This is a genomic window from Arthrobacter celericrescens, assembly GCF_003614925.1.
GTDB classification, from domain to species: domain Bacteria; phylum Actinomycetota; class Actinomycetes; order Actinomycetales; family Micrococcaceae; genus Arthrobacter; species Arthrobacter celericrescens.
The window spans coordinates 63,886-76,809 of the sequence record NZ_QYLP01000099.1 but is presented as its reverse complement, the minus strand read 5'-3'; the positions used below and the strand labels follow the sequence as shown (position 1 = coordinate 76,809).

13 protein-coding genes are annotated in these 12,924 nt (G+C 68.0%); 3 read left to right on the top strand and 10 right to left on the bottom strand.

Annotated elements, in window-relative coordinates:
• Window positions 1-22 precede the first annotated feature (22 nt).
• A complete protein-coding gene (locus D3654_RS18865) occupies window positions 23-1,252 on the top strand; it encodes a DNA recombination protein RmuC (RefSeq protein WP_120522990.1) in 1,230 nt (409 codons plus the stop codon).
• Between the two features lie 15 nt (window positions 1,253-1,267).
• Here D3654_RS18865 and D3654_RS18860 read toward each other — a convergent pair whose 3' ends face one another.
• Entirely contained in the window at window positions 1,268-2,353 is a 1,086-nt protein-coding gene (locus D3654_RS18860; RefSeq protein WP_120522989.1) for a 4-hydroxy-3-methylbut-2-enyl diphosphate reductase, read from the bottom strand.
• A 47-nt stretch (window positions 2,354-2,400) separates the two neighbouring features.
• A complete protein-coding gene (locus D3654_RS18855) occupies window positions 2,401-3,297 on the bottom strand; it encodes a hypothetical protein (protein WP_162943796.1) in 897 nt (298 codons plus the stop codon).
• A 213-nt stretch (window positions 3,298-3,510) separates the two neighbouring features.
• Here D3654_RS18855 and xseA point away from each other — a divergent pair, with 213 nt between their 5' ends.
• Both xseA and D3654_RS18845 read left to right on the top strand, forming a co-directional pair.
• Window positions 3,511-4,863, top strand: a complete 1,353-nt coding sequence (gene xseA / locus D3654_RS18850; RefSeq protein WP_120522987.1) for an exodeoxyribonuclease VII large subunit — start codon at window positions 3,511-3,513, stop codon at window positions 4,861-4,863.
• Window positions 4,860-5,123, top strand: a complete 264-nt coding sequence (locus D3654_RS18845) for an exodeoxyribonuclease VII small subunit (protein ID WP_120522986.1) — start codon at window positions 4,860-4,862, stop codon at window positions 5,121-5,123. The genes xseA and D3654_RS18845 overlap by 4 nt, the downstream gene beginning before the upstream one ends.
• 16 nt (window positions 5,124-5,139) lie before the next feature.
• Here D3654_RS18845 and D3654_RS18840 read toward each other — a convergent pair whose 3' ends face one another.
• The 8 genes from D3654_RS18840 to D3654_RS18805 all read right to left on the bottom strand — a co-directional run bounded on the left by D3654_RS18840 (window position 5,140) and on the right by D3654_RS18805 (window position 12,904).
• The gene (locus D3654_RS18840; protein WP_120522985.1) at window positions 5,140-6,003 is read right to left on the bottom strand and encodes a polyphosphate kinase 2 family protein; all 864 of its coding nucleotides are present in this window, start codon (window positions 6,001-6,003) and stop codon (window positions 5,140-5,142) included.
• Window positions 6,004-6,052: 49 nt separating this feature from the next.
• Complete coding sequence (locus D3654_RS18835) at window positions 6,053-7,273, bottom strand: pyridoxal phosphate-dependent aminotransferase (RefSeq protein WP_120522984.1); 1,221 nt, start codon at window positions 7,271-7,273, stop codon at window positions 6,053-6,055.
• A gap of 121 nt (window positions 7,274-7,394) precedes the next feature.
• Complete coding sequence (locus D3654_RS18830) at window positions 7,395-8,357, bottom strand: ABC transporter substrate-binding protein (protein ID WP_120522983.1); 963 nt, start codon at window positions 8,355-8,357, stop codon at window positions 7,395-7,397.
• Window positions 8,354-9,097, bottom strand: coding sequence for an ABC transporter permease (locus D3654_RS18825; protein ID WP_120522982.1), 744 nt, complete (start codon window positions 9,095-9,097; stop codon window positions 8,354-8,356). Before D3654_RS18825 ends, D3654_RS18830 begins: the two co-directional genes overlap by 4 nt.
• The gene (locus D3654_RS18820; protein WP_120522981.1) at window positions 9,097-9,804 is read right to left on the bottom strand and encodes an ABC transporter permease; all 708 of its coding nucleotides are present in this window, start codon (window positions 9,802-9,804) and stop codon (window positions 9,097-9,099) included. Before D3654_RS18820 ends, D3654_RS18825 begins: the two co-directional genes overlap by 1 nt.
• Complete coding sequence (locus D3654_RS18815; protein WP_120522980.1) at window positions 9,804-10,889, bottom strand: ABC transporter ATP-binding protein; 1,086 nt, start codon at window positions 10,887-10,889, stop codon at window positions 9,804-9,806. Before D3654_RS18815 ends, D3654_RS18820 begins: the two co-directional genes overlap by 1 nt.
• Before the next feature lie 133 nt (window positions 10,890-11,022).
• A complete protein-coding gene (gene rsgA / locus D3654_RS18810; RefSeq protein WP_120522979.1) occupies window positions 11,023-12,201 on the bottom strand; it encodes a ribosome small subunit-dependent GTPase A in 1,179 nt (392 codons plus the stop codon).
• Between the two features lie 250 nt (window positions 12,202-12,451).
• Complete coding sequence (locus D3654_RS18805; RefSeq protein WP_120522978.1) at window positions 12,452-12,904, bottom strand: NUDIX hydrolase; 453 nt, start codon at window positions 12,902-12,904, stop codon at window positions 12,452-12,454.
• Between the last annotated feature and the right edge of the window lie 20 nt (window positions 12,905-12,924).

The following is a 12,924-nucleotide window of genomic DNA, read 5'->3' as shown; positions in this document are numbered from 1 at the left end:
AGCCTTCTGCGAAGGTGGGGGCATGGATGGATTTGTGGTCTTGTTGGCGTTGTTCATGCTGCTGCTCGGGGCGGCGCTCGGCCTGGGAGGCGGCTTTATCGCCTTCCGGCGCCGCAGTGCCGCATTGGAGGCCGATTTCGACGGCGTCTCCGCGCGCCTGGCGGAAGTCTCCGCCGGTTATGCGGCAGCCGACGCCGAGCGGAACCTTCTGCTCGCGCAGAACCGTGAGCTTGGTGCGGCACGGAACCAGGACGGCAGCGTGCTGCGCGCACTGGCGCCGGTGGCGGAGAAGCTCTCGGCGGTCCAGCAGCAGGTCTCGCTGCTGGAACGGGACCGGCTGGAACAGTACGGACAACTGGCGCAGCAGTTGCAGGAGGCACGCCTCTCGGACGAGCAGCTCTTGCGCTCCACCCACGCCCTGGCCTCGGCGCTGCGCTCCAACAGCGCGCGCGGGCAATGGGGTGAGGTCCAGCTACGGCGCGTGGTGGAGGCCGCGGGCATGCTGCGGCACGTCGATTTCCAGGAACAGGTCCACGCGGTGTCCGGCGACGCTTCGCTGCGTCCGGACCTGGTGGTCCAGCTTCCCGGCGGCAAGCAGCTGGTGGTTGATGCCAAGGTGCCGCTGGCTGCCTACCTGGCGGCGCAGGAAAGCGCAACGTCCGGCACGCAGGGCGGCAACGGTTCGGTCCAGGGCAGTGAGCTGCTGGTGGCACATGCCAAGGCGCTGAAGTCCCATGTTGATTCCCTGAGTTCCAAGAAGTACTGGGACATTCCCGGCAACTCCCCCGAACTGGTGGTGTGCTTCCTGCCCGCGGAGTCCATTCTGGCCGCGGCGCTGGAAGCGGACCCTGCCCTGCTCGACCATGCGTTGTCCCGCAACGTGGTGCTGGCCTCCCCCGGCACGCTGCTGGCGGTGCTGAAGTCGGTGGCCTTCACCTGGCGGCAGGATGTGCTGACGGACAACGCCCGGCAGCTGTTTGAACTTGCCCAGCAGCTCTACGACCGCATGGGTACCTTGGGCGAGAATGTGGGCCGTCTGGGCAGTTCCCTGAAGACGTCCGTGGACCGCTACAACGCTTTGGTCGGAACGCTGGAGGCAAGGGTCCTTCCCACGGCACGGAAGTTGAACGCCATGGACACCGAAGGACTGGCGGTACCCGCCGCCGTCGAGGTGGTTCCGCGAGCCCTTGCCGCACCCGAGCTCCGGGAAACACCGGAACTCCGGGCGGGCGACGAGGAATCCGCGGCTTAGGAGGGAGCCCGAAGGTCAGGAGTTGGGACGGTTCCCGCGTCCGCCCAGGGCGCGGGAAACATCCCCGGCGGCCTTGAGCGTGGCGCGCAGTTCCTTCGGCAGGGAGAAAAGCAGGTCCTCCTCGGCCGTGACGACTTCCTCGACGGAGCCGTACCCGTACTCGGCAAGCAAGCGGAGGACTTCCTGGACCAGGACTTCGGGAACGGAGGCACCCGAGGTGACGCCGACCGTGGCCACGCCTTCGAACCAGGCTTCGTCCACCTCGTTGGCGAAGTCCACGCGGTGCGAGGCCTTGGCGCCGTACTCGAGGGCGACCTCCACGAGGCGCACCGAGTTGGAGGAGTTCGCCGAGCCCACCACGATCACCAGGTCGGCCTGGGGAGCGATCTTCTTGATGGCCACCTGGCGGTTGGTGGTGGCGTAGCAGATGTCGTCGCTGGGCGGGTCCTGCAGCGTGGGGAAACGCTCCTTGAGCAGCCGCACGGTTTCCATGGTCTCGTCCACGCTCAGGGTGGTCTGGGACAGCCAGATGGTCTTTTCCGGGTTGCGGACCGTGACCTTGTCCACCTCGTGCGGACCGTTGATGATCTGGATGTGGTCAGGGGCCTCCCCCGCGGTGCCTTCGACTTCCTCGTGGCCGTCGTGGCCGATCAGCAGGATGTCGTAGTCCTCCTTGGCGAAACGCACGGCTTCGCGGTGGACCTTGGTGACGAGGGGGCAGGTCGCGTCGATGGTGCGCAGGCCGCGGTCTTCGGCGGACTGCACCACGGCGGGCGACACACCGTGGGCCGAGAAAATCACGAGGGCACCTTCGGGCACCTCATCGGTTTCGTCGACGAAGATCGCGCCCTTTTCCTCCAGCGAGGTGACCACGTGGACGTTGTGGACGATCTGCTTGCGGACATAAACGGGCGGGCCGTAATGTTCCAGGGCCTTCTCTACGGCGATGACCGCGCGGTCGACGCCGGCGCAGTAGCCACGGGGCGCGGCGAGAAGGACGCGCTTGGGTCCCGAAACGGGGGCAGCAGCCAGCACTTCTTCCGGGGACCTCCGCCGGCGCGGGATGGTGGGCATCGGTACGGACACTGCGGAGCTGCTCATCCCTCCATGCTACCGGGAGCGCACGGAGGGTCAGGCCGCGTCGAAAGTCACCTTGCCGCAGGCCGGATGCTCCTTCTGCGCCGCAGGACCAGGCCGACGACGCCCGCGAGGAACACTGCACCGCCGCCCAGCGCCGTCGCAGCGACCCAGGGGGCAAAGCCGGCAATCGATGAGGCAATGAGTTCGCGGGCGAAGAGGGAACCCATGGCGCTCTCCCCGAGTCCGGCGGAAGCGAGTCCGCCGAACAGTACCGCGGACGCCTGCCAGACGCCGGCGAGGACCGCCAGGCCGATGCCGGCGCACACGAGCACCGCAGACCGTCGTCGGGCCGTCAATACTGCCAGGGCCAGTGCCATCGCGGCTCCGATGCCCGCCGGCCACCACATCGGGGCGTAAGCAGCCACCCGGTCCACCGCCTGCCGCTGGGACGGGCCGCCGAGGCTGACGACTGCGGTGTCCGGCACCGTAAGTTGCACGCCGGTGGCGGCGCGGAGTTTGTCGCCGAGAAGCTGCACCAACGGGCCAAGGTCGAGGACCAGGGAAGTCTCCGCGGCGGACTCCCCGGAGGCCGGATCGCCGGGCTGCGTGGACCCGCCGGCGGAGGACGCCGCGGGTCCGGCGAAGTTCAGTCGGTGGCTCCTGCGGACGGTTTCGTTCCAGGCCTGCGGATACTCCGGCCAGCTGCTCATGTGCTGCGCCGCGTCATTGAGCAGCGAGGCTCCGAGCTCTTCGGCCGGCGCCGGCAGCTCGAGCCCGGCTTCGATGTTGCTGACAGCGATACCGGCCAGCCGGGCTTGGAAGGCCGGATCCTTCCCCAGCCGGTCCGTCAGCTGCACGAAACCGTCTTCACGGACGATGTTGCGTTCGGTCCAGGCCGCCGGGACGGCGAATCCAGTCAGGAGAAGGGCAAGTATCACTGCGAGCGCAGAGACAAAGGTACGCAAGGGGAATCCTCGGGTCGGGGCCAACTGCCATCCTACGGGTGATTGTCAGTGCTCCCTGCAAGGGTATGGATAGAGTTGACGAGCACGGCGGGCCTTCGCAGGTCGCAGCCAATCGACCCAGCAAACAGAGCAATCAGGCAGCCAGAGCAGCAAGGACGGAACCCATGCATCAGTCGTCGCCCGGCCGGGTAACCGCCCATGGCTGCTGAGGACATGGGCGCCACGGGCGCCGGCGGTGCCGCGTCCGGCGATGCCGAGGCACAGCCGGAAGCGTCGACCCTGCCCGCAACGGCCGCCGAAACAAGCCCGAACCATCCGTGGCCGCTGCACCTTTTGTCCCGGAAGCTGAAGGCGCACATCGAACGGGCCCCCGCCGTCTGGATCGAAGCGCAGATCATCGAGCTCAACCGCCGCGGCGGCAGCGCGTTTGCCACGCTCCGGGACACCGACGCCGAAATCTCGCTGCCGGCGTCGCTCTGGTCCAATGTCCTTGACCGCCAGAAGACGCCGCTGGAGCGCGGCTCCCGCGTCGTGGCGCTGGTGAAGCCCGAATTCTGGATGAAGACCGGCCGCCTGAACATGTCCGTCCGGGACATCCGTCCTGTGGGGCTCGGCGATCTGCTCGCCAGGATTGAGCGGCTGCGGCAGGCCCTGGCCGCCGAGGGACTCTTCGCGGATTCAAGGAAGAAGCCGCTGCCCCTCCTTCCGCACCGCATCGGACTCATCACCGGGCGGGACTCGGACGCCAAGAAGGACGTACTCCGGAACGCCGCCCTGCGCTGGCCCGCCGTCGAGTTCGACGTCCGCGAGGTGGCAGTGCAGGGAAACACCGCGGTCGGCCAGGTCCTCGCTGCGCTCCGGAAGCTCGACGCCGATCCGCACGTCGACGTGATCGTGATCGCGCGCGGCGGCGGCGCCCTGGAGGACCTGCTCCCGTTCAGCAACGAGGAGCTCATCCGGGCCGTGGCCGCGGCCGCCACCCCCGTGGTCAGCGCGATCGGCCATGAAGCGGACCGGCCGATCCTCGACGACGTCGCGGATCTCCGGGCATCGACCCCCACCGACGCCGCGAAGCGCGTCGTGCCGGACGTGTCCGAGGAACTGGCCAAGGTGCGCGTCGCCCGGGAATACCTGAACCGTTCCATCCTCCGGCTGCTGGACCGGGAGAGCGACCGGCTGCACGCCCTGCGTTCCCGGCCGGTGATGGCCTCACCGGAAGTGATGGTGACGGCGCGGGAAGACGACATCAGCAGGCTCCGGAAGCATGCGCACACAGCGGTGAGCTCCGCCGTCGTCCGTGCCCTGGACCAGGTTCACCACCTCAAGGCGCGGGTGCGGGCGCTCTCCCCGCAAATGACGCTGGACCGCGGCTACGCGGTGGTCCAGGTGGCCGGCCCGGACGGCGCCGGCCATGACGTCGTCAGGACCCCCGGGCAGGCTCCCCATGGCACGCCCTTGACCGTCCGGGTGGCGGAAGGCCGGTTCGGCGCGGTCGCCGACGGCGTCCTGCCGCCTGCCCCGTCCGAGGCAGCAGAACGACCCGCATCCGAGAGAGGATCCCAATGACCGCAGAGAACGGCTCCGAAGAAAACGCCGGCAAGCAACCGGGTGCACCGGCCCCGGATGCCCTGGGATATGAGGAGGCCCGCGAGCAGCTTGCCGCCGTGGTGGCCAGGCTCGAGGCCGGCGGTGCGAGCCTGGAAGAATCCCTTGCTCTCTGGGAGCGCGGCGAAGCCCTGGCCAAGCAGTGCGAGGAATGGCTGGAGGGGGCGCGACGGCGGCTTGCCAGCGCAAGGGAAGCCACCAACGGCGGCGACGACAACTAGGAACCGGCAGGCAGGGTCAGGACGCGGCGACCCGTTCGCGCTCGGCCTCGACATCGAATTCCGCCGCAGGCCACTGCAGTGACAGCCCTTCGAGTGCCGTAATCAGCAGTCCCTGGACGGCGATCCGGGCGAACCATTTCCTGTTCGCCGGGACCACGTGCCAGGGCGCGACGGCGGTGGACGTCTTGTCGAAGACCTTCTGGAAGGCATCCATGTAGGCATCCCAGTGGGCACGTTCCGCCAGGTCGCCCGGGCTGTATTTCCAGTGTTTCGAGGGATCGTCCAGCCGGGCGAGCAAGCGCTTCTTCTGTTCGTCCCGGCTGATGTGCAGCATGACCTTGACGATGGCCGTTCCCTGCTCGGCGAGCCGGGCCTCGAAGGCGTTGATGGCCGCGTACCGGCGTTCGAGCTCAGACTCGTCGGCCCAGCCGTGGACCCGGTGGATCAGCACGTCCTCGTAATGGGAGCGGTCGAAGACGCCGACCATCCCGGCACCCGGAACCGCCGTCTCGATCCGCCAGAGGAAATCGTGCGACTTCTCCTCGTCCGTGGGAGCTTTGAACGCAGTGAGCTCCACGCCCTGCGGATCCATGGCCGCCACCACGTGGCCCACGATGCCGCCCTTGCCCGCAGTGTCCATGGCCTGCAGGATCAGCAGCACCCGCTTGTTGCTGCCGAATTTGCCCTCAGCGAAGAGCATCTCCTGCAGTTCCTTGACGCGGCCGTCGAGGTCAGCCAGCAGTGTCTCGCCGTCGCTCTTGGCGCCGGGGTAGCCCGGCGTCGAGTCAGGGTCGACGGAGGACAGCAGGAACCCCGGCGTGATCGCCAGGGTTCCTGCCGGGTCCTGCTCGAATTCCAGCGCTTTCCCTTCACCGGCCACGGGCTCTCCCTGGGGTCAGGCCGCCCTGCCGGCGGCGTGTCCCAACAGGCTAGTTGCCCGGGTAGCGCCCGAGGAAGTCCGCCATGCGGCCGATGGCTTCTTCGATGTCCTTGACGTTGGGCAGCGTGACCATGCGGAAGTGGTCCGGCCGCACCCAGTTGAACGCCCGGCCGTGGGAGACGAGGATCTTCTGTTCCTTCAGCAGGTCCAGGACGAACTTCTCGTCATCGCGGATGTGGTAGACCTCGGGGTCCAGCTTCGGGAAGAGATACAGCGCGCCCTTGGCCTGCTGGGTGCTTACGCCGGGGATGGCGTTGAGCAGTTCGTAGGCCTTGTTGCGCTGTTCGAGCAGCCGGCCGCCGGGAAGGATGAGGTCGTTGATGCTCTGGTAGCCGCCGAGCGCGGTCTGGATGGCGTGCTGGGCGGGCACGTTGGCACAGAGCCGCATGTTGGCCAGGAGGTTGATGCCTTCGAGGTAGTCGGCGGCTTCCTTCTTGGGTCCGGAAATGGCCATCCAGCCGGCGCGGTAGCCGCACACCCGGTAGGCCTTGGACAGTCCGCTGAAGGTCAGGCAGAGGACGTCTTCGCCCGTCAGGCCGGCGAGGTTCACATGGACGGCGTCGTCGTAAAGGATCTTTTCGTAGATCTCGTCGGCGAACAGCACCAGGCCGTGCTTCTCGGCCATGGCGACGATCTTGCGGAGGGTCTCCTCCGGGTAGACGGCGCCCGTGGGGTTGTTCGGGTTGATGACCACGATGCCTTTGGTGCGCGGCGTGATCTTGGCTTCGAGGTCGTCCAGGTCGGGCTGCCAGCCCGATTCCTCGTCGCAGAGGTAGTGCACCGGACGGCCGCCTGCCAGGGACACGGACGCGGTCCAAAGCGGGTAGTCGGGCGACGGGATGAGGACCTCGTCGCCGTCTTCGAGCAGCGCCATGAGGGACATGGTGATGAGTTCGCTGACGCCGTTGCCGAGGTAGATGTCGTCGACGTGGATGTTCTGGATGCCGCGGGTCTGGTAGTACTGCGAGACGGCGGTGCGGGCGGAGAAGATGCCACGGGAATCGCTGTAGCCCTGGGCGTTCGGCAGGTGGCGGATCATGTCCACCAAGATCGCGTCCGGCGCTTCAAAGCCAAACGGTGCCGGGTTTCCGATGTTCAGTTTGAGGATGCGGTGCCCCTCTGCCTCCATCTGCTGGGCGGCCTGAAGAATCGGTCCACGGATGTCGTAAAGGACATTATGAAGCTTGGTGGACTGCTTGAATTCTGCCATTCATCAAATATGCCACACCGGTGATGGACTTCCCGTGAGAGCTGCCTCACAGAAGCACGACGGCGGCGGGCGGCTCCCGCGGGTGCCGCTCGCCGCCGTCGTCGGCCGATAACGGGGCTGGTTACTTCACGATCCCCTTCTCCTTCAGCCAGGCCGCCGCGGCGTCCTTGGGGTTCTGCTTCTGGTCACCGCTGACCGCCCGGTTGAGGTTGATGAGGTCCTCGGTGGTGAGGACCTTGGACACCGCGTTGAGTGCGTCCTTGGCTTTGTCCGTCATCTTGGCGCTGTTGTAGAGGGGCACCACCTGCTGGGCCTTGAAGTTGTTCTTCGGGTCCTCGAGCACCACCAGGTCGTTGTCCTGGATGGACGGCGTGGTGGTGTAGATGTCCGCCACCTGGACCTCGTCGGTGAGGAGCGCCTGCAGGGTCAGGTTGCCGCCGCCGTCGTTGAGGGGCTTGAGGCCCTTAAGCACGCAGTTGTAGTTGGCCTTCAGGCCCGGGAAGCCGTAGGCACGGGTTTCAAAGGTTGCCGGTGCAGCCATCGTGAGGTCCTTGCAGACCTTGGCAAGGTCGGTGATGGACTTCAGCTGGTACTTCTCGGCGGTGGCCTTGGTGACGACCATGGCGTCCTTGTTCTCGGCTTTGGAAGCATCCAGCACGCCCAGGCCCTGCGGGAGCTTGCCCGGCAGCGCCTTGTAGACGTCGTCCGCGGACACTTCGGGAGCGTTGGCGTCCAGGTAGGACAGCAGGTTTCCGGAATAGTCCGGGGCGAGGTCGATCGAGCCGTCCTGCACGGCCTTGAAGTAGATCTCCCGGGAACCGATGTTGGGCTTCGTGCTGGCGGTGACGCCGGCGGCGTTGAGCGCCCCGGCGTAGATTTCGGCGATGATCTGGCTTTCGGGGAAGTCCGCCGAGCCCACCACCAGCGGCCCGCCGCCGCCCGTAGTCGCGCTGGTGCTTGGGGAGGACAGCGGGCTGCCGCCGCAGGCGCTCAGTGCAACGACGAGGCCTACGCCCACCAGGCCGCCGAGTCCGCGGCGGGTGAGCGTGCGGGGCCGGGATGCGAAGGTGCTGCTGTTCTTCATCGGGTTCCTCCTTGAAAGTCAGGGCCGGCCGGTGCCGCCGCTGCGGTGTCTTCGGCAGGCCGACGGCCGCCGCGGGAATCGGTGGACAGCCCCGGGGAGAGGATCATCCTCTGCCCTGCAGCCAGTATGAGGTCGACGGCGATTGCCAGCGCCGCGATGAGCAGGGACCCGCCGAGCATCCGCGGGAAGTCCTGGAGGACCAGGCCATCAAAAAGGTAGCGCCCCAGTCCGCCGAGCGGAAGGTAGGCGACCACCGAGACGGTCGCGATGACCTGCAGCACGGCCGTCCGGACGCCGCCGGCCAGGACGGGCAGGCCGTTGGGAAGCTCCACCCGGAACAGGATCTGGAGTTCCGTCATCCCCATCGCGCGGGCGCCGTCCACCACGGCGCGGTCCACGCTGGAGATGCCGGCGTAGCTGCCCGCAAGCAGCGGCGGAACGGTCAGGATCACCAGTGCCCACACCGGTGGCATGAGCCCGCTGCCGGCCAGCAAGGCGAAGAGGACCAGCAGGCCCAGGGTGGGAAGGGCGCGCAGGGCTCCGGCGACGGCGACGGCGACAACCCGGCCCCGGCCGGTGTGGCCGATGAACAGCCCCAGTGGCATGGCGATTGCGGCGGCGATGACAAGGACCAGTGCCGAGTATTGAAGGTGTTCGAGGAGCCGGACGGCGATGCCGCCGCTGCCGCCCCAGTTGGCCGGGGACGCCAGCCAGGCGAAGGTGTCGGCGAAGATGTCCATCAGCCGGCCCCTTCGTGGATCCGGGTTTCGGACATGGCTGCCATCAGGGCCGCGCTTCCGGCGGCGGGCATGGCGGCGGCCCGGGTCCACGGGGTGAGGACCCGCTCCAGCAGGACCAGGAGCGCATCCATGAGGAGGGCCAGCACCAGGATCCCCAGGATGCCCACCACCACTTCGGTGATGAAGGTCCGCTGCAGGCCGTCGGTGAAGAGCACGCCGAGGTTGCCCACGCCCAGCAGCGCGGCCACGCTCACCAGGGAAATGTTGCTGACCGACACCACGCGGAGCCCCGCGAACAGCACCGGCAGGGAGAGCGGAATGTCGATCCGCAGGAACCGTGCGGACGCGGTGAAGCCCATGGCCGTTGCTGCCAGGAGCAGTTCCTCGTCCACCGAGTCGAACGCGTCCATGGCGGCCCGGACCAGGAGTGCCACGGCGTAGATGGTCAGTGCCACCACCACATTGACGGGGTCCAGGATCCGGGTGCCCAGCACGGGCGGCAAGATGATGAACAGGGCCAGGGAGGGAATGGTGTACAGCAGCGAACTGGCCGTCGTCACGGCCGTACGCAGCGCCCGCCTCCCCCGCGCAAGCTGGGCCAGGGGCACGGAAATGACCAGGCCCAGGACCATCGGAACCACCGCGAGCACGAAATGCTGGCCGGCCAGCCCGAACACCGTGCCGCTGTTGGCCAGGAACCATTCCATCAGTCCGGTTCCTCCCGCCGACGGCGGCCTTCCTCTATCAGCACCAGGATTTCCTCCGCTTTGAGGACGCCTGCGAGCCGCCCGTCGCCGTCGACCGCCACGCCCAGGCCCGACGGCGAGGACAGGGCCGCGTCGAGGGCCCGGCGCAGGCTGTCCCCCGGGCGGAACAGCGAACCACCGGGAACCAGCCCGCCGCCGTCGCGCGGTGACGCCCAGCCCAGGGGCCGGGAGTCGTCGTCGAGCACCAGGGCCCATTCGCTGTTGCTGCCGGCCGCCGCGGCGGCATCGACCGTCTTGGCCGGATGCAGCCGGACGGAATCGGCGGCATTGAAGGACAGGCGCCGGAATCCACGGTCGCGGCCCACGAAGGACGCCACGAAATCGTTGGCCGGTGCCCGCAGGATTTCCTCGGGCGCGGCGTACTGGGCGAGCCTGCCGCCGACAGCGAACACCGCCACCTTGTCGCCGAGGACGGTGGCTTCATCGATGTCATGGGTGACGAAGACGATCGTCTTGTCCAGCTCGCGCTGCAGCCGCAGCAGTTCCTGCTGCAGTTCGTCCCGGACCACGGGGTCGACGGCGCTGAACGGCTCGTCCATCAGCAGCACCGGCGGATCCGCGGCGAGCGCCCGGGCAACCCCGACCCGCTGCTGCTGCCCGCCGGACAGCTGCGAGGGGTACCGCCGGCCGAGCCCGGAGGCCAGCCCGACGACGTCGAGCAGTTCCGCCGCGCGCCGCCGGGCCTCCGTTTTGGGGACACCGTTCAGCCGCGGAACCGTCGCGATGTTGTCCAGCACCGTGCGGTGCGGCATGAGGCCGGCGGACTGCATGACGTAGCCCATGGACCGGCGCAGCTGCGCCGCCGGTTCCGCCGAGACATCCTTGCCCGCCACCGTGATGGTCCCCGAGGTGGGTTCCACCATCCGGTTGATCATTCGCAAGGACGTGGTCTTGCCGCAGCCCGACGGTCCCACGAACACCGTGATGGCGCCCTGGTCGATGGACATGCTCAAGTTGTCCACCGCAGGCTGGCCGCCCTGATACTGCTTGGTGACGCTCTGGAACTCAATCATGGCTTCAGCCATTTCCGGGCTTACCTCGCTGTCGGCGAATCGGTGGAGCGGTCGGGCGGGCATTCAAGACGATGGTGCAATCAGCCTAGTCACCCCCTGTGACGATGTCAGCCACGGCGCGGCGGCCGTAAGGGATCGGCAAGGTTCAGCCGCTCTTGCGGTTCCGTCCCTTGCCGCGCAGCTCACCTCCCTCGTGCCGGTACCGTTCGGCGGCGCGCTGGCTCAGCCCCGCCCGCACGATGTTCTGGTGCCATTCGCGCTGGTAGGCACGCCGGGCGGCGGCGTCCTGTTTCCGGGCCAGGGCTGCGAGCTCGTCCTGGAGCTTGCGGTAGCTTTCCCAGTGCCGCAGCTCCACCCGGCCGTCGGCGAGCGCTGCCTGCACGGCGCAGCCCGGCTCGCGGTCATGGGCGCAGTCGGCGAAACGGCACTGGCCGAAAAGCTCCTCCAGGTCGGCGAACATGTCCTGCAGCCCGCTCTCCGCGTCGAAGAGCCCGAAGCCGCGCACGCCCGGGGTGTCCATCAGGACCGCTCCTCCGGGCAAGGGAACGAGTTCACGGGACGTGGTGGTGTGCCGGCCCTTGCCGTCACCGGCGCGGACCGGCCCGGTTTCCTGGATATCGCGGCCAGCCAGCGCGTTGATGAGGCTGGACTTCCCGGCACCGGAGGGCCCCAGCAGCACCACGGTGCCGCCGGGCGGAACGTGCAGCATGAGCTCGTCGAGCCCGTCGCTGTGTTCGGCGGACGTGGTGACCACCTCGACTCCGGCCGCGTGCAGCATGACCTGCCCGACGACGTCGTCCGCCAGCTCGGCGAGGTCCGCTTTGGTGATGATCACCAGCGGGGTGGCACCGGAGTCCCAGGCCGCGACGAGCGTGCGCTCGAGGCGGTTGGGACTCAGCGGCCGGTCCATCGGGACCACGACGCCCACCACGTCGATGTTGGCCCCGAGGACCTGTTCTTCGGTGGATGCGGCCAGTGCCCGCTTCCGGCCCAATGAGGTGCGGCGCGGCAGGACTTCGACGACGGCGGGTTCCCCCGCCCGGTTGCTGCCGAGCCATACCCAGTCGCCGGTGACCGGTGCGGGCCCGTGGCTGGGATAGGGCAGGTGGCTCAGCCCGGACGGTCCGGCGACGAGGACCCGGTTGCGGTCGAGCCGGACCACCCGGCCGGCTTGTTCGTCGCCTTGGACTTCGTCGTGGCCTGACGGCGGGTGGGCGCGGAAGTACTCCGCGGTTTCCGGGGTGAAGCCGTAGGCGGCCGGCCCGTCAAGGTTGGTGGTGTTTGGTGTTGCGGGACCCTTTGCGGGTCCGGAAGTGATTTTCAATGGTCAGCCTCTGGAGAGGCCCGGCCGCCAGGGCGTGCGAGAAGCGGAGGCTCAGTGCACGACGGATGCCGGGGCAGGAATGATGATGTGCTGAGTGCGCGGTGCGCGCGAAAATTCGGCAATCATGGTTCCACCTCCTCGGCTTGGGGCCGGCCGGTCGCTTTGTTCAAAACCTCCCCGTTCAAGGGGCCGGCAACTCATTCAGGGTAGCCAGCGGGACGCTGCATGGCCAGAGCTTCCGCGAAGGAATTCAGCCGAGCCGGCCGTTGAGGGGGCGTTCGCGGTGCAGGCGCAGGCCGATGTCCACGACGGAAACCCTGTCCAGGCCCGGCACGACCTCAAGCGGGATCCAAGCTGCGTGGGTGGTACTGCCGTCCACCTCGTGGGTGAGTTCACCGCCCGTGATCCGCGCTTCGAAGATCATCCTCAGGGCCTGGAAAGGGCGGTCTTTTCCGTCGAACCGGGGCTCGTCCGGCCAGTAGCCCACGTCCGTTCCGAGCATGGCCCCGATCTCGGCGTCATAGCCCGTCTCCTCCAGGATTTCCCGCCGGCACCCGTCCACCGGGTGCTCGGCAAGGTCGAGGCCGCCGCCCGGCAGGGTCCAGCCTTCCTTGCCGTTCTCTTTCCAGTACGCCAGGAGGATGGCGCCGTCCCGGACAATGACTCCGTAGGCGGCAGGTCGGGTGTCGAATCGCATGCTCACGAAGGACAGCTTAGGCCCCG

Bases quoted from the DNA above. Each gene is read 5' to 3' on its own strand.
- D3654_RS18865 (WP_120522990.1), top strand. From the start codon at position 23: ATGGATGGATTTGTGGTCTTGTTGGCGTTGTTCATGCTGCTGCTCGGG.
- D3654_RS18815 (WP_120522980.1), bottom strand. From the start codon at position 10,889: ATGGCTGAAGCCATGATTGAGTTCCAGAGCGTCACCAAGCAGTATCAG.
- D3654_RS18820 (WP_120522981.1), bottom strand. From the start codon at position 9,804: ATGGAATGGTTCCTGGCCAACAGCGGCACGGTGTTCGGGCTGGCCGGC.
- D3654_RS18860 (WP_120522989.1), bottom strand. From the start codon at position 2,353: ATGAGCAGCTCCGCAGTGTCCGTACCGATGCCCACCATCCCGCGCCGG.
- D3654_RS18830 (WP_120522983.1), bottom strand. From the start codon at position 8,357: ATGAAGAACAGCAGCACCTTCGCATCCCGGCCCCGCACGCTCACCCGC.
- xseA (WP_120522987.1), top strand. From the start codon at position 3,511: ATGGGCGCCACGGGCGCCGGCGGTGCCGCGTCCGGCGATGCCGAGGCA.
- D3654_RS18825 (WP_120522982.1), bottom strand. From the start codon at position 9,097: ATGGACATCTTCGCCGACACCTTCGCCTGGCTGGCGTCCCCGGCCAAC.
- D3654_RS18835 (WP_120522984.1), bottom strand. From the start codon at position 7,273: ATGGCAGAATTCAAGCAGTCCACCAAGCTTCATAATGTCCTTTACGAC.
- D3654_RS18845 (WP_120522986.1), top strand. From the start codon at position 4,860: ATGACCGCAGAGAACGGCTCCGAAGAAAACGCCGGCAAGCAACCGGGT.